Source organism: Nocardia sp. CC227C, assembly GCF_030767025.1.
In the GTDB taxonomy this organism is placed as follows: domain Bacteria; phylum Actinomycetota; class Actinomycetes; order Mycobacteriales; family Mycobacteriaceae; genus Nocardia.
The window spans coordinates 300,555-319,789 of record NZ_JASITE010000002.1 but is presented as its reverse complement, the minus strand read 5'-3'; the positions used below and the strand labels follow the sequence as shown (position 1 = coordinate 319,789).

At 68.7% G+C, this 19,235-nt stretch carries 17 protein-coding genes; 7 read left to right on the top strand and 10 right to left on the bottom strand.

The features are described 5' to 3' along the window. Positions 1-26: 26 nt before the first annotated feature. The 3 genes from QMO76_RS04810 to QMO76_RS04800 all read left to right on the top strand — a co-directional run bounded on the left by QMO76_RS04810 (position 27) and on the right by QMO76_RS04800 (position 2,419). Entirely contained in the window at positions 27-1,760 is a 1,734-nt protein-coding gene (locus QMO76_RS04810; RefSeq protein ID WP_306359945.1) for a sodium:solute symporter family protein, read from the top strand. 44 nt (positions 1,761-1,804) lie between these two features. Next, a complete protein-coding gene (locus QMO76_RS04805) occupies positions 1,805-2,044 on the top strand; it encodes a hypothetical protein (RefSeq protein WP_306359944.1) in 240 nt (79 codons plus the stop codon). A gap of 168 nt (positions 2,045-2,212) precedes the next feature. Next, positions 2,213-2,419 (top strand): hypothetical protein, encoded by a 207-nt coding sequence (locus tag QMO76_RS04800; protein ID WP_306359943.1) that lies wholly within the window; start codon positions 2,213-2,215, stop codon positions 2,417-2,419. Positions 2,420-2,778: 359 nt separating this feature from the next. On the opposite strand, the gene QMO76_RS04795 is transcribed toward QMO76_RS04800, so the two are convergent. Both QMO76_RS04795 and QMO76_RS04790 read right to left on the bottom strand, forming a co-directional pair. Beyond that, positions 2,779-4,857 carry a cation-translocating P-type ATPase gene (locus QMO76_RS04795; RefSeq protein ID WP_306359942.1) on the bottom strand — a complete coding sequence of 693 codons (2,079 nt, stop codon included), beginning with the start codon at positions 4,855-4,857 and terminating at the stop codon, positions 2,779-2,781. Positions 4,858-4,879: 22 nt separating this feature from the next. Next, entirely contained in the window at positions 4,880-5,209 is a 330-nt protein-coding gene (locus QMO76_RS04790; protein WP_306359941.1) for a helix-turn-helix transcriptional regulator, read from the bottom strand. 148 nt (positions 5,210-5,357) lie between these two features. On the opposite strand from QMO76_RS04790, the gene QMO76_RS04785 reads away from it, so the two are divergent. After that, positions 5,358-5,687, top strand: a complete 330-nt coding sequence (locus QMO76_RS04785) for a hypothetical protein (RefSeq protein WP_306359940.1) — start codon at positions 5,358-5,360, stop codon at positions 5,685-5,687. Positions 5,688-5,729: 42 nt separating this feature from the next. Here the strand turns inward: QMO76_RS04785 and QMO76_RS04780 are convergent, their stop codons facing one another. From QMO76_RS04780 to QMO76_RS04760, 5 genes are all read right to left on the bottom strand, one after another. After that, positions 5,730-6,425 (bottom strand): hypothetical protein, encoded by a 696-nt coding sequence (locus tag QMO76_RS04780; protein ID WP_306359939.1) that lies wholly within the window; start codon positions 6,423-6,425, stop codon positions 5,730-5,732. A gap of 142 nt (positions 6,426-6,567) precedes the next feature. After that, entirely contained in the window at positions 6,568-7,929 is a 1,362-nt protein-coding gene (locus QMO76_RS04775) for a PepSY domain-containing protein (protein WP_306359938.1), read from the bottom strand. Positions 7,930-8,172: 243 nt separating this feature from the next. Then, a complete protein-coding gene (locus QMO76_RS04770; RefSeq protein ID WP_306359937.1) occupies positions 8,173-8,739 on the bottom strand; it encodes a hypothetical protein in 567 nt (188 codons plus the stop codon). Between the two features lie 79 nt (positions 8,740-8,818). Continuing rightward, the gene (locus QMO76_RS04765) at positions 8,819-10,477 is read right to left on the bottom strand and encodes an acyl-CoA synthetase (RefSeq protein ID WP_306359936.1); all 1,659 of its coding nucleotides are present in this window, start codon (positions 10,475-10,477) and stop codon (positions 8,819-8,821) included. A 163-nt stretch (positions 10,478-10,640) separates the two neighbouring features. Beyond that, positions 10,641-12,287 (bottom strand): acyl-CoA synthetase, encoded by a 1,647-nt coding sequence (locus QMO76_RS04760; protein ID WP_306359935.1) that lies wholly within the window; start codon positions 12,285-12,287, stop codon positions 10,641-10,643. 188 nt (positions 12,288-12,475) lie between these two features. On the opposite strand from QMO76_RS04760, the gene QMO76_RS04755 reads away from it, so the two are divergent. Beyond that, entirely contained in the window at positions 12,476-13,483 is a 1,008-nt protein-coding gene (locus QMO76_RS04755) for a hypothetical protein (RefSeq protein WP_306359934.1), read from the top strand. A gap of 32 nt (positions 13,484-13,515) precedes the next feature. Here the strand turns inward: QMO76_RS04755 and QMO76_RS04750 are convergent, their stop codons facing one another. From QMO76_RS04750 to QMO76_RS04740, 3 genes are all read right to left on the bottom strand, one after another. Continuing rightward, on the bottom strand, positions 13,516-14,412 hold the full coding sequence (locus QMO76_RS04750) for a CehA/McbA family metallohydrolase (RefSeq protein WP_306359933.1): 897 nt from the start codon (positions 14,410-14,412) through the stop codon (positions 13,516-13,518). 62 nt (positions 14,413-14,474) lie between these two features. Next, positions 14,475-15,707 carry an acyl-CoA dehydrogenase family protein gene (locus tag QMO76_RS04745; protein WP_306359932.1) on the bottom strand — a complete coding sequence of 411 codons (1,233 nt, stop codon included), beginning with the start codon at positions 15,705-15,707 and terminating at the stop codon, positions 14,475-14,477. An 80-nt stretch (positions 15,708-15,787) separates the two neighbouring features. Further along, on the bottom strand, positions 15,788-17,176 hold the full coding sequence (locus QMO76_RS04740) for an acyl-CoA dehydrogenase family protein (RefSeq protein ID WP_372341897.1): 1,389 nt from the start codon (positions 17,174-17,176) through the stop codon (positions 15,788-15,790). A gap of 219 nt (positions 17,177-17,395) precedes the next feature. On the opposite strand from QMO76_RS04740, the gene QMO76_RS04735 reads away from it, so the two are divergent. Both QMO76_RS04735 and QMO76_RS04730 read left to right on the top strand, forming a co-directional pair. Further along, entirely contained in the window at positions 17,396-17,662 is a 267-nt protein-coding gene (locus tag QMO76_RS04735) for a hypothetical protein (protein WP_306359930.1), read from the top strand. A gap of 79 nt (positions 17,663-17,741) precedes the next feature. Beyond that, a complete protein-coding gene (locus QMO76_RS04730) occupies positions 17,742-19,172 on the top strand; it encodes a glycosyltransferase family 39 protein (RefSeq protein WP_306359929.1) in 1,431 nt (476 codons plus the stop codon). Positions 19,173-19,235: the final 63 nt, after the last annotated feature.

Here is a 19,235-nt window from a genome sequence, read left to right as displayed (position 1 = left end):
CCCGATTGCTTCGTCAGGAGAGCTGTATGCCGTTCCACGCCGCCGGTTCCGCCGACACCCTGACCGCTGTACTCGCGGACGGGCAATTGCGGCTGGATGCCGATCCCGTCGACTACGCGCTGGTAGCGCTGTATTTCATCTTCGTTCTCGGCATCGGTCTGCTGGCCAGGCAGCGGGTGTCGTCGAGTATCGACTTCTTCCTGTCCGGCCGGTCGCTGCCCGCCTGGGTGACCGGTCTGGCCTTCATCTCCGCCAATCTCGGTGCGGTCGAGATCATGGGCATGTCCGCCAACGGCGCGGAGTACGGCATGCCGACCATGCACTACTTCTGGATCGGCGCGGTTCCGGCCATGTTGTTCCTGGGCGTGGTCATGATGCCGTTCTACTACGGCTCCAAGGTGCGCAGCGTCCCGGAATTCATGCGGCGGCGCTTCGGACCGGGCGCGCACCTGGTCAATGCGCTCAGCTTCGCGGTGGCGCAGGTGCTCATCGCGGGGGTCAACCTGTATCTGCTCGGCACCATCCTCAATGTGCTGCTGGGCTGGCCGCTGTGGGTGTCGGTGATGGCGGCGGCGGTGATCGTGCTCTCCTACATCACGCTGGGCGGCCTGTCGGCGGCCATCTACAACGAGGTGCTGCAGTTCTTCGTGATCGTGGCCGCGCTGCTGCCGCTGACCCTGGTCGGTTTGCACAAGGTGGGCGGCTGGGATGGCCTGCGAGACAAGGTGACCGCCGGTCCCGGCGGCGCGCAACAGGTCGAGGCGTGGCCGGGCAATGAACTGTCCGGCTTCGCGAGCAACTTCATGTCCGTTCTCGGCATCGTGTTCGGTCTGGGCTTCGTGCTGTCCTTCGGCTACTGGACCACCAACTTCGTCGAGGTGCAGCGCGCCATGGCGACCCACTCGATCTCCGCCGCGCGGCGCACGCCGATCATCGGCGCGTACCCGAAGATGTTCGTCCCCTTCATCGTCGTCATTCCGGGCATGATCGCCGCGGTGCTGGTGCCGCAGATCGTCGACCTCAAGGCGCAGACCACGGCGAATCCGGACTACAAGGGCGACACCACTTACAACCAGGCGCTGCTGTACCTCATGAAGGACACGTTGCCCAACGGGCTGCTCGGGGTGGGGCTGGCCGGACTGCTCGCGGCGTTCATGGCGGGCATGGCGGCCAATATCTCGGCGTTCAACACCGTGTTCAGCTACGACCTGTGGCAGCAGTACGTGGTCAAGGACCGGGAGGACGGGTACTACCTGACCGTGGGTCGCCTGGCCACCATCGGCGCGACCGTCGCCGCCATCGGCACCGCGTTCATCGCGGGCAACTTCGGCAATATGATGGACTACCTGCAAACGCTGTTCAGCTTCTTCAATGCCCCGCTGTTCGCGACATTCATTCTGGGCATGTTCTGGAAGCGAATGACCCCGGCAGCGGGCTGGGCGGGCCTGGTGGCCGGAACCGCCTCGGCCATCGGCGTTTTCATCCTGCACGAGGCCGGTGCCTTCCAGCTGTCCGGGCAGGGTTCGAGTTTCGTGGCGGCGGGTGTGGCGTTCGCGGTGGATATCGTGGTGAGCGTGGTCGTCACCCAGGTGTCGCGGCCCAAGCCCGCGGCGGAACTGGTCGGCCTGGTCTACTCCGAGACCCCGAAAGAAGTGCGCACCGACCCGGAATCGGACACCCTGCCCTGGTATCAGCGTCCCGTCCTGCTGGCCGGTATCGCGCTGGTCATCGTTATCGCCCTCAATATATTCATCGGCTGAATCCGCGCCGGACAACCGCATTCGCCGGATAGGAAAGGCCCGCCATGCTGTTCGATATCCGCACCATCGTCGGCGCACTGCTCGCCTGCTACGGCCTCATTCTCCTGGTGGCGGGTCTGACCTACGACGCCGCCGAGCAGGACGCCAAGACCGGCGGCATCGACATCAACCAGTGGACCGGCATCGGCATGCTCATCGCCGCCGCCGCCTTCTTCACCTGGGTCCGCCTGCGCCCCGTCCAGGTGCCGCCCACCCCGCCGGAGGACGAGAAGCCCGCCGAGTGACGCTGCGCCGCAGGGTGCTCCGGGCCGCCACGGCGTGTCGTGTGCGGCATCGGTAACGAACGATCCCTCCGCTCCCGACACACAGTCGTCGGACGGATGACGATGCGGTCCTCGTCCCCGCCGCCGGTCGGCACCGTGCCACCGGGAAGCACCACCGAAGGTGAGCCAATGGAGTACTTCGCGCCCCGCTCGCTCGAACTCGTCGACTGCTCGGTCGAATTGGAGAACCTGACCAGACTGGACCTCTCGAACGTCGTCGCCTTACACCGGGACTGCGATCCGGCCGCCTGTTCGCTGCACTCCCGCGCGGCCGCACTGCTCGGCATCGGCCACGCACCCCCGCCCCGCCGCTACCGACGCGAGCCCCATCGCTGAACGTATGAACGACCGTGCGGGACAGCGCAACCCGGATTGACGCCACTGTGATTGAAACCGGGTGTCCGGCACGGAATGTCACGCCGCTGTCGGAACGGACCGCGGCGGAACGGCGGTAGTCGCGGATTCCCGTCACTATCAGCGCAGCGTGGTCCGGTGTGCGATCGAGCAATGTGACCGTTGTGGCACAGTGGTTCTGGCCGTGAAGTCGAGCGCGCCGTGGCGGGGCGGCAACCCTCGCCGAACTGCTCGACATCACCCACATCCTGTGGTGCCGACCCCTATGCCGACAACCGTTTCGGGCATCGTGCCGAGGTTGCGGCCGTGCGCGAATAGTCGTGGTCGCCGGTGGGCGATATTCAGTGGGGCAGCGTGGACTTCCGGTCCGGCGCGAGAAGCGTGAGGTCGGTGCGGGCGGGTGCGGCGCAGCAGTCGCAGCTCGGCGCGGTCGCCGCGGGTGGAACGGCCGGGGTGTCGACGGGGCGGAGTGCCGGTGTGCCGGGGAGGCGGGCGGCGCGGATGCCGTTGGCGATGACGAAGACCTCGGCGAGTTCGTGGATGACGACCACGGTGGCCAGGCCGAGGACGCCGGTGGCGGCGAGCGGGACCAGCGACAGCACGATCGCGGCGGACAAGCCCATGTTCTGGAGCATGATCGCGCGGGCGCGGCGGGCGTGGTGCACGGCCCGCGGCAGCTGCCGCAGATCGTGCCCGAGCAGCGCGATATCGGCGGTCTCGATGGCGACATCGGTTCCCATGGCTCCCATGGCGATTCCGATATCGGCGGTGGCCAGGGCGGGGGCGTCGTTGACGCCGTCGCCGACCATGGCGACCGCGCCGGGGCGCTCCCGGCGCAATCGGGCGATGTGTTCGGCCTTGTCGGTGGGGCGCAGTTCGGCACGGACGTCGTCGATACCCGCCCGTGCGGCGAGCGCGGCCGCCGTGCGGGTGTTGTCGCCGGTCAGCATGGCCACCCGCACTCCGGCCCGGTGCAGGGCGGCGACGGTCTCGGCGGCCTCGGGGCGCAGCTCGTCACGGATGCCGACCAATCCGATCAGGGTGTGATCGTATTCGAGGAGCGCGACCGTCACACCGGCGTCCTGGAGTCGATCGACATGTTCGGCGAGCGCGCCGGGCGGAATCCAGCCGGGTTTGCCGAGGCGGGCCGCCCGCCCGCCGACGGTGCCCTCGATGCCCGCGCCGGGCACCGTGGTGACGTCCCGTGCGGGTACGGCGGATGCGGGTGCGTCGGCCAGAATCGCGGCGGCGAGCGGATGTTCGCTGCGCGCCTCCAGCGCGGCGGCGAGGGTGTGGACCCGGGCGCGGGAATGGCCCGCGACGGGCACGATCTCGACGACCGTGGGCCGATTGCGGGTCAGCGTGCCGGTCTTGTCGAGCGCGATCGTGCGCACCGCGCCGAGCGCTTCCAGTGCGGCACCGCCCTTGACCAGCACCCCGAGCCGGGTGGCGGCGCCGACCGCGGCGATGACGGTGACCGGCACCGAGATGGCCAGCGCACACGGGGCGGCGGCGACCAGCACCACCAGCGCGCGTTCCAACCACAGCGCCGGATCGCCGAAAGCAGCGCCGAGAGCGGCGATTCCGGCGGCGAGCACCATGACGGCGGGTACCAGCGGGCGAGCCAACCGGTCGGCCAGCCGCTGCCGGGAACCCTTGTGCCGCTGCGCGTCCTCGACCACACGGACGACCTTGGCCAGCGAATTGTCCGCCACGGTCGCGGTCGCCCGCACCACCAGCGCGCCGTGCGCATTGATCGACCCGGCGAACACCGCGTCCCCCGGGCCGACCTCCACCGGTACCGACTCCCCGGTCACCGCGGCGGTATCCAGACTCGAACGTCCCTCGCGCACAATGCCGTCGCTGCCGATCCGGTCACCGGCCCGCACCAGCATCAGGTCCCCGACCCGCAGTTCACCGGGTTCGATGGTGGTCTCGTGCGTATCGCGCAGCACCCGCACCCGTTCCGGCACCAGGGCGAGCAGCGCCCGCAACCCCTGCCGGGTGCGCGCGAGCGAATAGTCCTCCAGGGCTTCGCTGATGGAGAACAGGAATGCCAGCATGGCCGCCTCGGCGAACTGCCCCAGCGCCAGTGCCCCGACCAAGGCGATCGTCATCAAGGTGGCCACGCCGATCCGCCGCCGCGGCAGCGCCCGCACCGCTCCCGGCACGAAGGTCGCCCCGCCGACCGCCGCCGCGGCCAGGTGCGCCGCGACCGCCGTGGACTCGAAGCCGGACCAGCCCGCCGCGAAACCGCCGAGCAGCAGCACCCCCGCCGCACCGGCCAGCCGGAGTTCCCGCACCTGCCACAACCGCCGCGGGCGTTCACCCCCGGCGGGTCCCGCGGTTCCGGTCCCCGTGGGTCCCGCGGTCCCGTGCTCGTCGGGTCCGTCGTCGATGCCGCAGCAGGCGTCGCTCATCGTCGCATTCGCTTCCGTGTTCTCAGCAGCAGTCCTGGGTTTCGGCGGCGGGGCAGCACGCTGGGTCCACCGCCAACACCAAACCCAGCAGATCCCCGAGCGCCGCGGCGATACGCCGGTCGGCAAGCTCGTACCGATTGCGCCGCCCCTCCGGCACCGCCACCACCAGCCCGCATCCCCGCAGGCAGGCAAGGTGATTCGACAGAATCTGCCGCGAGACCCCGATGCGTTCCGCCATCTCCGACGGATATGCGGGGCCGCTCCGCAAGCTCAACAGGATCTGGGTACGCGTCGGATCCGACAGCGCGTGCCCGAACCGAGCCAAGGCATCCGAGTGCAGCAGAGTCTCCATACTCGAACGCTACATCAGATTCTGTATACAGAAAAGTATGAACAATACGCGTCCGTCGCGGATCGACGGCGTGCCCCGGACCGGCCGGCCGCTCTCGGGATCGCGGACGGTCGGCCGAACGCGCGATGAATGGGTAGGGTCACCGCCGGTGAGGGAAGAATCGACCGGCGGACCGGGGCGGTGGGCGCGGTGGTCGACGGCGGTCGCACTGCTGGCGTCGGCGGCCGCGGTGCTGCTGGGACGCGTGCTGATCGCCGATCACGCCCGGGAGATCGCCGATGCCACCCGACCCTGGCGGGCATCGACGCGGTACGGACCGGCGGAGCCGGCCGGACTGCTGTGGCCGTGGTTGGTCGCGGCGCTGGTGGCGCTGCTCGCGGTGCGGCACAGCCCCCAGCTCGGCTGCGGGGTGGCGTGGTCGAACGCCGCCGACGCGGTGCGGCTGGCCGAGCAGTGGCCCGAGGATCCCCGCCGATGAGCGGTGACCCCGCCCGGTCGGGCCGGGCGGGGTCGGGTCGTGCTAGTCGGCGGGCTGGGGTAGCGGTGCGTTGATGGTGTTGAAGTAGTCGATGATCGACGCCACCGCCACCGGGGCGGTGATCAGCACCGTGCCCGCGATGCCGATGAGGCTCGCCCCCGCGGCCGCGCCGACCAGGCAGCCGACGACCGGTCCAACACCGAAGAGGGTCGCGACCACACCCGTGACGACGCCGGCCGTGACCGCGCCGAGGGCGCAGCCGACGAGACCACCGAGCACGGTGGTGGTCAGACCCGAGAGGGTGCCCGCCAGACCGATCCGGGAGGTCATACGGGACCAGGCGGCCTTCTCCCGGTCGTATTCGTTCTTGAATTCGGCCTTGTCCTCGAACGGCAGGGCGACGGGCTGGTACACGGCGTGGTCGCGATCGAGCTGCGGTGTCAGTGTGGCGCTGCGGCCGGAGATCTCGGCGGCGATGGGGAAGACGAAATCGTCCACCCGCACCTGGAGGGGAGCGCCCGCCATGACCGTGCCGTCGGCCGACTTGATCGCCAGCGCGCCGTCGGCGACCTCCAGCGAACCGATATCGGTGGAGAGCGTCAGGCTCCGCTCGTGCGCCTGGTAGGAGACGTTGACCGGCGCGGGACCGCTTGGTGCTTCGGCGTGGCCGGTGCCGGTCGCGACGCCGAGGGCGGCGACGAGCAGGGCCGAGGTGGCGGCGAACGTGTTGATCTTCATCGGGTGTATTCCTTCGGTAGTCGCGCAGGGTCCAGCGCGCCGCCTCCATGCCGGTGAACAGGCGACGAGACCCTGAGAATGGGTGGACCGCACCGGCGGCACGGCGCGGATGCCGTGTCGCTGCGGTGAAGTCGGAATCGAGTCAGGCCGAGGCGCGGCGGCGTGCGATCAGACCGACCACCACGTCCACGACGAGGAAGCCGAGCACGCTGAGCCCGATGAGCGGAGCGAACCAGCCCACCACCACGGCCGCGACCGCGAACGGCAGCAGCAGCCACGGCGGCGTCTGCCGCAGCGCCCCGCGCCGCGGAGCCTTGCCGACGGCGAATGCCTTGGCGTCCTTGGTCGGTCGCCGCCGCCACCACATGAGGTAGCCGCGCACGATCACCGTGATCAGCCCGACCATGACGGCCAACAGCAGCAACTGGTTGAGCAGGCCGAACATCAGGCCCATATGGAACTGGATGCCCCAGTTGGTCAGTTTGGCGGCCAGTGACCAGTCGGAGTACCGCAGCTCGTCGGTGACCTCACCGGTCGCACCGTCCACGGCGATGGAGTCGACGGTGAGCACCCCGGGCATCCGGCGTTCCTTGGCGGTGAACGCCACGCCTTCCGCCGCCGGAATGCTGATCTCCACGGGCGATTCGATGCCGTTGGCCCGCACCACGCCGTAGACCAGATCGGCCTGCTCGATCGCCTTGTCCGATGGCGAGACCGCCGCCGGATCCGGCATGGCGTGGTGGGAATGCTCACCGGCGGGCATGGACGTCGCCGCCGCGCCGGGCAGCTTCGCACTCACCGCCGGGGTGGTCCAGCTCATCTCCTCGCGGACCTTCTTGATGTTCTCACCGGCGTATGTCGACCAGGTCATACCGGTCACCGAGAGCAGCAGCACGATCGGCAGAATCCAGACGCCGACGGCCGCATGCCAATTCAGCGAACGGCCACGCGGGCGGGAACGATCCGGCCACAGCAGCCAGCGCGCGGACCGGCGCTCGCGCCGTGCCCGCACCCGCCGGATCCACAGCACCAGCCCGGCCAGGGCGATCACCCACAGCCAGGAGGCGGCCAGCTCGCTGTAGAGGCGACCCGGTTCGCCGAGGTGCAGGTCGCTGTGCAGCTGGCTGATCCAGGTGCGCATGGGCAGCGCGCCCGAACTGCCGTAGACGACGCTGTCGCCCAGTGGCTCGGCGGTCACCGGATCCACGAAGACGGCGCGTCGTTCGGACGACCCGAGCGTCGGATCGGTGAAGATCACCCGCGTGGTGTCCCCGGTGCCCTGCGCCGGGGCGACGGCCGCCAGCGCCAGGTCCGGCTGCTGCGCGGCGGCGGCGCGGATCTGGTCCGAGAGCGGCTTGACCGGTCCGGTCGAATCGGTGTGCAGCAGTCCCCGGTTGGTGATGTTCTCCAGCGTGGGGGCAATGGCGTAGAGCGCGCCCGTGACGGCCGCGATCAGTATGAACGGGGCGACGAAAACGCCCGCGTAGAAATGCAGTCGCAGCATCAGCGCCTGAAATGCGCCGCTTGCCTTCTTTTTACCGCCACCCGCGGATTCGGCGGATGAATCCGTTTCCGGGGTAGGCGAAATAGGCGGTGTCGTCCCGACACCGCTTTCCGTGGTGGTCACTAGCGGACTTTCTGTTCGAGGGGCAGCCCCGGCGCGCGGAATACCGCATGCCGCATCGGCATTCGCGGACAGCGCGATCACACGGACGGGAAAGTCCGTGTGCCGGGGAAGAAAGGAGAATCAGCCTCGAACGAGAACGGGTGGCCCGCGGGTGCGCAGCGCGTCGGTTGCGAAGACCCGCAGCACGATCCGATCGCGGTGCTCGATGGGCAGGGCGGGCGGACCCGCGAGCACCGGCAGCACGACGGGCACGGGCAGCACCCGCGCCACCACGGCGGTGACGATCCGATAGGCGGCCTCCGCGCCCAGGATCACGAACGCCGCGGCGATGGCGGCCACGATATGCGCCATCAGCATGGACGGCGTCCACACCGACTGATGGTGGTGATGCCCACTCCCGGCGCCCCACGACATGGCGAGGTGGCCCAGCAGCTGTCCGCCCACCAGCGCGCCCACCAGCCCGACGGCGGTGGTGCGCAGCGAGCGCACCCCGGCGGTCAGCGCGCCTACGGCGGCGCAGCCCGCGATGAGCAGGGTCAGCGCGCCGGAATCGGGGGCCATGGCGCCGGAGGCCCAGCCGTGCGCGGCGACGGCCAGCGCCCCGGAAATCGAACCGGCCGCTCCACCGCGCAATACCGCGGCATCACCGCGGAAATGCGCCGAAGAGCGGCCGGACTCGAAACTCACCCGCTGATAATAGCGGTCCCGGGATCGAGGTCTTCACACCCGCTACCCACCGGGATGCCGATGGTGTGATCGCGCTGAATTACTCCGCCGGGACTTCCATGTCGACCAGCGGCTTGCGCAGCAGTTTTCCGGTGGCATTGCGCGGCAGCTCGTCCAGGAAGATCACCTCGCGCGGCACCTTGTAGCGCGCCAGGTTCTCCTTCACGAAATCCTTGATCTCCTGGGCATCGCGCTTGGAGTCCGGCCCCGGAACCACGATGGCGCGCAAACGCTTTCCGAAGGCGGGGTCGTCCACGCCCACCACGGCCGCCTCCAATACGTCGGGACGGTTGGAGATGAGGTGCTCCACTTCCTGCGGGAAGACGTTCTCGCCGCCGGAGACGATCATGTCGTCGTCGCGGCCGTCGATGAACAGCAGGCCGTCGGCGTCGAAGTGGCCCACATCGCCGGAGGACATGAGGCCGTCCACGAACTCCTTGGTGCGGCCGTCGGTGTACGCCTTGAAGGAGTGCGCGTTGCCGATGAAGATGGTGCCCGTCACGCCCGGCTTGGTGATGGGCTCGCGGTTCTCGTCGTACAGGGCGAGGGTGATGCCGACCGGCGGGCGGCCCGCGGTGGTCGGCGACTTGCGCAGCTCATCCGGGGTGGCCACGGTGATGACCGCGCATTCGGTGGAGCCGTACAGGTTGTAGAGCGTCGGCCCGAAGTAGTCGAGGCTGCGGGTGACCACGTCCGGCGGGATGGCCGATCCGGCGGCGAAGATGACGCGCAGGGATGCCTTCGGGTTGTACTCGGCCAGCACCTCCGGCGGCAGATCGAGCATGCGCTGCAACATGGTGGGCACCACGGTCAGGCCCTGTGCCCGGTGCTTCACGATATTGGCGATCGTGAGCTCCGGGTCGAAGCGGCGCTGCTGGAAGACCACCCTGTTGCCCAGGGCGATGGACAGCGTGAACTGCGACAGGCCGGTGCCGTGGAAGATGGGCGCGGCCATCACCATGGTGCCGTTGCGCGGCAGCGGGATTCGGTCCAGGAACTGGGCGGAGATGAACGGGCTCACCTTGTCGCGCGGCGCGCCCTTCGGGGTGCCGGTGGTGCCGGAGGTCAGGATGACCATGCCGCCCGGCTTCTCCGGGGGTGCGATCGGCGCGCTGGACTGTCCCTGTGACACCGACTCGATGGTGGGAATGTCCGGATCGGCGTTGTCCTGCTCGTCCACCCAGGTGAGGATGCGCGGAATGTCCCCGGGAATGGCGCTCATGAGCTCGAAGAACTCACTGTCGTGCAGTACCGCCTTGACCTGTTCGCGGGCCGCGACATCGGCGAACTGCGGCTTGGCGAAGCCGGTGTTCATGAGGACGGCGCGCACCCCGAGCTTGCCGGTGGCGAGCAGGCTCAGCACCATGCCGCGATGGTCGCGGGCCAGCACCGCCACCACATCGCCGGGCCGCAGGCCGCGGGCGCTGAGTCCGCGCGCGAAGGCGTTGGACAGCTCGTCGAGCTCCTTGACCGACAGCTCACCGCGCTCGTCGATGATGGCGGCGTGCGGGTTGGTCTGCGCGGCGTGCATGACCACCCCGGCGAACGGGCCGAACTTGAGCACGTTCAGCGCGGACTTGACGGCGTGATCGGGCCGCAGTGGATTGAACAGGCCCCGCTTCATCATGGCGTTCACGCTGAGCGCCGTGTCGCTGACCTTTTTCAACGTGCTGTTTGCCGTCGGACGGGCAACTGACATGGGTACAACCATTCCCGCGATCACCGTGCCGGACGAGTCGGACGGTGGACCGCGACATCGAGATCCAGTGCGCTTGCAGCCTAGCAAGCGCAGGCAGAAAGGTTGTGGCCCAGGTCTCTGTAACCCCAAGTTGCGCTTAATTCGTTCGGAATGTGACCCTCGGCTACACCTCGTACTCGACCAGCACGCGACGCAGCAGCTTGCCCGTGGTGTTGCGGGGCAGATCGTCGAGGAAGACCACCTCGCGCGGCACCTTGTAGCGGGCCAGATTGCCCTTCACGTACGCCTTGATCTCCTCGGCGTCCGGACTCGCGCCCGGTTCCGGGACGATGAAGGCGCGCAAACGCTTTCCGAACTCCACATCGTCCACGCCGACCACCGCCGCGTCGAAGACGTCCGGCCGCTCCAACAGCAGGTTCTCCACCTCCTGCGGGAAGACGTTCTCACCGCCGGAGACGATCATGTCGTCGTCGCGGCCGTCCACGAACAGCAGGCCGTTGTCGTCGAAATGCCCGACATCGCCGCTGGACATGTAGCCGTCGATGATCTGCTTGTGCCGCCCGTCGGTGTAGCCCTCGAAGGGCGCTCCCGAACGGATGAAGATGCGGCCGGTGACGTTCTTGGCGTGGATGCGCTTGTCGTCGTCATCGAACAGGGCGACCTCGCAGGTCAGCGGTGATTTACCGGCCGTACCCGGAGCCTTCGCCAGATCCTCCGGCCGCGCCACCGTCGCCACCGCGCATTCGGTCGAGCCGTACAGGTTGTACAGCACCGGCCCGAAAACCTCCTGGGTGCGCACGCTGAGCTCGGGCGACAGCGCCGAACCGGCGATGACGATGCCCTTCAGCGAGGAGGTGTCGTACTTCTCGCGGACGGCCGGATCCAGCTCCACCATGCGGTGCAGCATGGTCGGCACCGCCACCAGCATGTCGGCTTTGTGCTCGTCGATCAGCCGCAGCGTGCGTTCGGCGTCGAACCGGCGGACCAGCACCACCTTGTTGCCGAGTGCCGTGCCGACCAGCCAGGTGCCCATGCCGGTGCTGTGGAAGATGGGGGAGACGATCACCATGGTGCCCTGGCGTGGGAAGTCGATGCGGTCCACCATCTGCACGGTGCCGATCGGGCCGACCTTGGTGCGCGGGGCGCCCTTGGGCAGGCCGGTGGTGCCGCTGGTGAGGATGATGAAGCCGCCCGGCTTCTCCGGGGCGGGCAGCCGCTCGGTGGAATTCTCCGCCACCAACGTGTCGAGGGTCGTCGCCCCCGCCGGGACCTCATGCCCCTCGTCCACCCAGGTGAGCACGCGCGGCAGCTCGGGCGGCAGGGCGTCGAGCAGGCCGAGGAACTCGCTGTCGTGCAGTACGGCCTTGACGTTCTCCCGGGCGCACACCTCCGCGAACTGTGGTTTGGCGAATCCGGTGTTCATCAGGGCAGAGCGCACACCCAGCTTCCCGGCGGCGGCCAGCGAGAGCAGCAGGCCGCGGTGGTCGCGGGCCAGGATGCCGATCACCATGCCCGGCTGGATGCCCATGGCCTGCAGGCCCCGGGCCACCGCCGTCGACGCCTCGTCGAGTTCCCGGTAGGTCATCTCGCCGCGTTCGTCGGCCAGGGCCGGGCGGTCCGGCCAGACTCGCGCGGCATGCTGCACCATGGTGGCCTGCGGCCCGAAAACCTTGGCCTCCCGCATGGTTCGCAGGGTTTCCATGGGGTTGCGGGGATCGCTGACGCCGACCTCCCGCAACCGTCCCAGACCCTTGATCACCTCTCCGGTGTGGGTCAAACGCTGCTGCACCGAGTGCAGAATCGAGGCCATCTCGATCAACCTCCGAACTTGTGGTCGTGTCGGTGCACCACCGCACGACACCCTGCGATTGGCGCAACCGTAGCAGCGGAGTGTGACCGGCGTTACAGGAATCCGGTCAGATCGGACAGCGCGGCCGGGTGCGTCCACCGACCAGGCGTGCGTAGCCGTGGCGGAGCGCCGGTGGTTACATGGACCAGGTGACCGAATCCACGGAGTTGCTCTTCGGCGTGTACGCGGCGGGTCAGGTCAGCACGGTGGCCGGGCCGCCCGACGACCGCGCCGCCATCTCGGACCTGGTGCGGCGGCTACAGGGGGACGCGCCGTTCGTGGTGCGGGAGTACCTGCACTACCTGGGGACGCCGCCGGATCCGGAGCGGGCGGCGGTGCTGCATCCCGACCGGGTCTACGGTGAGCTGACCATGCCGGACCGGTGGTATCTGGACGGGCACCGGCAGCTGGATCTGGTGCTCTGCTATCTGCCGGTGACCGCCGATGTTGAGGGCTGGCTGCGTTTCATCGACCGGGCCATCGACCGGTACGGACGCCTCGTGCGCTACCTCCAGATCACCCTGGAACCCAACTTCGACATCCCGTGGATCGACGGCAGTTCCCCCGGCGTCGTGGAGGCGCTGGTACGCGGAATGGCGCACGCGCGCAAGGCACTCGACACCGTGGGCCTGGACGCGGTGCGCATCGGGTTCTCGGTAGCCGAGTCGCCGGACTGGATGGGAGGTGACGCGGCGTTCTGGGAGCAGCTGGCGGCCGTCCCCGCGCACGAATTCGCCGATCTGGTCGACTATGTGGGGCTGGCCCTGTACCCCGACGCCTTCTCCCCGGTCGCGCCGCACGGCACTCCCGGCGATATCGATTCGCAGGTGAAGCACGGCATCCGGCAGCTGCGTGAGGAGTCACTGCCCAAGGCGCACATCGGATCTCACGTGCCCATCCACATCTGCGAGTGCGGCAGCATCACCGGCGCGGAGCGCACCCCCGAACATCAGGCCGACAGCATCGACCACCTGGTGCGCGCGGTGGCGGCGGTCCGAAGCCGCTACCACGTGACCCATCTCGAGTTGTTCGGCCTGCGCGACGCGGACTCCACCCAGCCCGAACCCATGGCGCAGCTGGGCATTACGACCAGCGACTACCGCCCCAAGGCCGCCTTCGACACCTATCGGCGGTTGGTGGAGGAGTTCAGCGCCTGACGCTCGGCCCCGCAACCCCGGTGCGCTGAAACTCACCGCCGCCACATCGGATTGCTCCAGGCTCGCGCACCCGCGTCGTCGGTGACCGTCACCCGCACAAACGGGCTGCGCGTGAACATGTCCAGCGGCAGCGAACATTCGGTGAGCCCGTCGCCCGCCCGCCACTGCGCACCAGGCACCGACCCGGTCACCACGATCTTGCGCACCGGCGAGCACCGCACCGTGATCCGGCCGTCCCCGATCTCGATGCCGTGCATCTCCGGCCCCGTACTGGAGTAGTAGTGCCCGGCCTTCAGCGCGCTCAGCAACGCATCGGGATCGAGTGATTCGGCCCGCACCCGCACCCAGGCGTCACGGCCCGGCGGATCCTGCGGCTGAAAGTGACAGTCGTCGGCCGCGTACGCGTCGAGCCGATGCCCACGCCCGAGCAGCACATCGTAGAGATGCAGACCGTCCCCCCGGTCCTCCCGCGCGGCAAGCGAATTGAACACCTCCACCGCATGAGCCGCATCGAGTGTGGCCGCATCCTCGACGGTCAGCAACGCCGCGGCCGGATGCGCCATCCCGATGAACGCCCCCGCCGCCCGCGCCCGCCGCGCCAACTCCGGCCCGGTCTCACCCGGCTCCGGCGGCACGAACCCCACCGGCAACCCCACCGCGACAATGTGCCACTTACTCGCGAACTCCGTTCGCGGCGCCTCCAATTCAGCCCCCAACAGCGTGGTGAACCCGCCATCGCGCACCCCCCGCGTATCGGTCACCGGAAACCCGTACTCCGCCCGAAAATGATCCGTCACCGCCACGAAGTCGTACCCGGCCTCCCGATACCGCCCACACACCTCCTCCGGCGACAACGCCCCATCCGACCGATCCGAATGACAATGCAGATTCCCCCGCCAGAACCGGCCGGGCACGTCGAAGGTCAGCACCGCCCCATTGTGCGGACACCGGCGCGAGACGAAGCCTCGCGCCGGTGCCGTTGTCGCAGTGCTTACTTCAGCTTGTCGCTGCTCAGCCCCAGTACGCGGCGGGCCACGATGAGCTGCTGGATCTGCTGGGTGCCTTCGAAGATGTCCAAGATCTTCGAGTCGCGGCCCCACTTCTCGAGCAGGGTGCGCTGGCTGTAGCCGAGGGGGCCCGCGAGTTCGACGGCCTTGAGGGTGACGTCGGTGCCCATGCGGCCGGCCTTGGCCTTGGACATGGACGCCTCGAGGGAGTTCGGCTTCTTGTTGTCGGCCATCCAGGCCGCACGTAGGGAGAGCAGGTAGGCGGCTTCCCAGTCGGCTTCCAGGCGGAGGTATTCCGCGGCGGCGGCGTGCTGGTTGTTCGGCGGGGTGTCGTAGGAGATCTCGACGCCCGCGTCGGTGAGGACCTTGCGCAGTTCCTCGAGGGCGGCGCGGCCGACGCCGACGGCCATACCGGCCACCAGCGGGCGGGTGTTGTCGAACGTCTGCATGACGCCCGCGAAACCCTTCTCCACATTGACTTCCGGCGAACCGAGGATGTTGTCCTTGGGGATGCGGCAGTCCTCGAAGCGGATCTCCGCGGTGTCGGACGCCTTGATGCCGAGCTTGTGCTCGAGACGGGACACGGTGAGGCCCTTGGCATCCCGGGGCACCACGAAGGACTTGATGGCGGCGCGGCCCTTGGACTTGTCCACGGTGGCCCACACCACGATGTGGGTGGCGCGCGAACCCGCGGTCACGAAGATCTTGGTGCCGTTGAGCACCCACTCGTCACCGTCGAGCACCGCGGTGGTGGACACCGCGGCCGAGTCGGAGCCGAAGGACGGCTCGGTGATCGCCATGGCGGCCCACACCTTGCCGAAGCGCGCCAACTGCTCGTCGGTGGCGACGGCGGCGATGGCCGCATTGCCCAGCCCCTGGTAGGGGATGGAGAGCATGAGGCCGACATCGCCCCACGAGGTCTCCAGGGCGTTCATGAGCGCGGACATATTGCCGCCGTTGCTGTTGCCCAGCAGTTCGGTGGCGTGGCCGTCGTCCTCACCCTCCTGAGCCTTGCGGCCACCGGTGGCGCCGGAGATGTCCTGCGCGCCGGAGTCGGACAGGCCCTCCACCATGGCGGCCATGGTGTCCAGCTCGACCGGGTACTCGTGCTCGGCCAGATCGTACTTGCGAGAGGTGGGGCGGAAGATCTCCGCGGCGACCTGATGGGCCTGGTTGGCGCTGGCCCGGAGCTTCTTGGGGAGTTCGAGATTGATCATAGTTGGTCTCCGTGTGTGAGGAATCGGCCCCGCGACGCGCAGCGTCTCGATGCAAGGGCGGCGGCGGGGCCGAGGCGGGCCTAGACGAGGACGACGCCTTCGGCGACGCCGATGCCGCGCAGATCGCGGTACCAGCGCTCGACCGGGTGCTCCTTGGTGAAGCCGTGGCCGCCGAGCAACTGCACGCCGTCCAGGCCGATCTGCATGCCCTTGTCGGTGGCCAGCTTCTTCGCCAGCGCCGCCTCGCGGGCGAACGACAGCCCCTGCTCGGCGCGCGACGCGCCGCGCAGCGTCACCAGGCGCATGCCGTCCAGCTCGATCGCCATATTGGCGACCATGAACGCCACCGCCTGCCGGTGCGCGATCGGCTCACCGAACGCCTCGCGCTCCTTCACATACGGGATCACGTAGTCCAGCACGGCCTGACCGGTGCCGACCGCCAGCGACGACCAGCCCAGCCGGGCCAGCCGCACCGCGTCGGCGTAATCCTCGGCGCGCTGCGCCGCGTCGGCATCGCCCAGGACGGCGGTGGCCGGGACCGCGACATTGTTCAGCAGCAGGCGACCCAGGCCCGCGGCGCGCAGACCCATCGCCGGATCGGCCTCGATCACCACACCGTCGGTATCGGATTCGATGATGAAAAAGGCCGGGCGGCCGTCGAGTTCGGCGGCGACGATGAACAGCTCGGCGTCACCGGCGGCCGGGACCAGGCTCTTCACACCGTTGAGGCGGTAGCCGCTGGGGGAGCGGGTCGCCTTGGTGCGCAGTGCGAAGGGGTCGAACAGCGGCTGCGGCTCGCTGATCACGACCGACGCCTGCGGCACGTTCTCGCCGGTGAAAGCGCCCAGATAGGTCCGCTGCTGGGCGTCGGTTCCCCACTGCGACAGCGCCACGGCCACGCCGCTGGGGGCCAGGATGGGCAGCGCGAGTCCCATATCGCCGTGCGCGAGCGCCTCGGCGACCAGCGCGTTGGTGACCGCGCCGCGCTCGGAGGCCGCGCCGTCCAGCTCCTCGGGAACATTGATCAGGGTGATGCCGAGTTCCGCGGCCCGCTCGAGCAGGTCACGCGGGGCCTTGGCGGCGTTGTCGGAATCGTAGGCGGCCGGGCGCAGGATCTCCTCGGCGAATTCCCGCACCGTCTCGACGATCATCTGCTGTTCGTCGGTCGGGGTCAGGTCGAAGTAGTCCTTGCCCCGGGACTCGTTGGCGGGCAGCCGTTTCGGAGCGCCGCCGCCGGACACCTTCTCGAAGGCCCGGGTGGCCGCGCCGAGGGTGCGGAAGCCGGTCTTGGTGCCCTCGTAGGTGAGCCGCTCGATGGGCTTGCGCAGCTTGTACTTCTCGGCGAGTTCCGATCCCGTGATCGTCGTCATGACCCGCATGGCCGCGCCCATCCAGTCGCGCTTGACCGGGTTGAGTCCGACAGCGGAGGTGTCCCGCTTCGTTGCGGTGTCTCGAGTACTCATAATCACCAAATTTCTCGGGTGTGTGGGGTGATCCTGCCCAGCAATCTTACTCCTGAGTAAGACTATCTTACTTTAGAGTAAGAAAGCCGTCGAGAGTTGTCGAATCACCTGGTCGTCGGTGGAGTGTCGAACTCGCGGCGGCTAGTGAAACAAAACTGCTTCAGAAAGTGGCGGGCTGGGCTACCGTGGGTGCGCATCATCCGCCCCCGCAAGGAGGTCGCACCCATGAAGAGACTCGTGGCCACGGCCGGCGCCGTCGCCGCCCTGACCCTCGCCGTCGTGCCCGCCGCATCCGCCACCATTCCGCTGGAGCCCTATCAGCCGCTCCGGACCCCGGCCGAGGCGGGCCCCATCGGCACCGAATTCGGCAGCAGCGGCAGCGCCAGCGAGGTCGGCTCCAACTCCGCGCTGCCCACCCCCGGTGGCGGCGACACCGACGTGGATGTCGGCATCGACACCAACTCCGCCGGATTCGACCTGATTCCGGACTGACCCGCGCGTACCGGCGACGGCACCGCAGCTGGCGCGCCGGTACCCGCGCCGAGCCGCACCGGTGTGGGACGGTAATCGTGTGTACTGGGTAGCGGGAGTTTTCGCGGTCGTGCTGGGGGTGTTCGCCGATCGGTACGGCTACCACCGCGACGAGATGTACTTCCTCGCGGCGGGGCGGCGACTCGACTGGGGATACGCCGACCAACCGCCGCTGACGCCGCTGCTCGCCAGGGCCGTCTCGGCCGTCGACGCGGATTCGCTGGTGCTGCTGCGGCTTCCGGCCATCGTGGCGGCCACCGTCGTGGTGATCTGCGCCGGGCTCGCGGCACGCGAACTCGGCGGCGGGAAAGCCGCGCAGGCGCTGGCATCGGCCTCGGTGGCGGCCGCGGCGCTGGTCATGGCGGCCGGGCATCTGTTCGGCACGACGATCATCGATCTCGCGGTGTGGTCGGGCGTGGTCGTCCTGCTCTTGCGACTGCTGCGATCGGAAGCCGACCCGCGGCTGTGGCTCGCGGTGGGGGCGCTGGCGGGGATCGGACTGCTGAACAAGGCGCTCATCGCGGTGCCGCTGGTTGTCACGGCGGTGTGCTTCGCCGCGATCGGGCCGCGAAAGATATTCGCCACCAGGTACTTTCCCTTCGCTGTCCTGCTCTCGGTGCTGCTGGTGACGCCCTACCTGGTCTGGCAGGCCCGGCACGGGTGGCCGCAATGGGAGGTGAGCAGGTCGCTGGCGGGCGGATCGTCGGGCACGTCGGACACGGCGCTCACCTTCGTCCTCCTGCAATTGGGGTTGATCGGCCCGCTGCTGGTGCCGCTGTGGGGGTTCGGCCTGTGGTGGCTGTGGCGGCGGCCGCCGTATCGCGCTTTCGTGCTCGCCTACGGCGTGCTGTTCGCTGGCTACGCGGTCGCCGGCGGGAAGGCGTACTACCTGGGTGGAATGTATCCGCTGTTGCTCGCCGCCGGGGCGGTGGGACTCGAGCGGTGGTACACGGCACGTCGGGTGCGCGCGGTCGGCGTCGGCGCCGTGGTGGGGGTCGGCGCGGTGGGGTCGGCACTGCTGTTCCTGCCGGTGCTGCCGATCTCCGCGCTTGCGGAATCGCCGGTGCCGGTGGTGAATTACGACGCGGGGGAGACCATCGGCTGGCCGGAGTTCGTGCGGCAGATCGCCGAGATCCGATCCGAGGTCGCGCCCGACTCCGAACTACTCACATCCAACTACGGGGAGGCCGCCGCTCTCGAGCGCTTCGGAGCGGCGTACCGCCTGCCGACGCCGCACAGCGGGCACAACGCCTACTGGTGGTGGGGTCCGCCCGACGACGGCCGATGGGTGTTCACGGTGGGTATTCCGCGGTCGGAGCTCGAAAGTCTTTGTCACGAACCGGAATCGGTGGGGCGGATCGACAACGGATTCGGTGTCGACAATGACGAACAGGGTGCGGAGCTGTTCCTGTGCCGCGATCTTCGCAGGTCATGGGATGGCATGTGGTCTATGATGCGTCATCTCGGATAAGGTTCGAACACAACGCAATTGCGCTCGCAGGTACTCGAAACCCCTTGTTTTCAAAGTGATTCG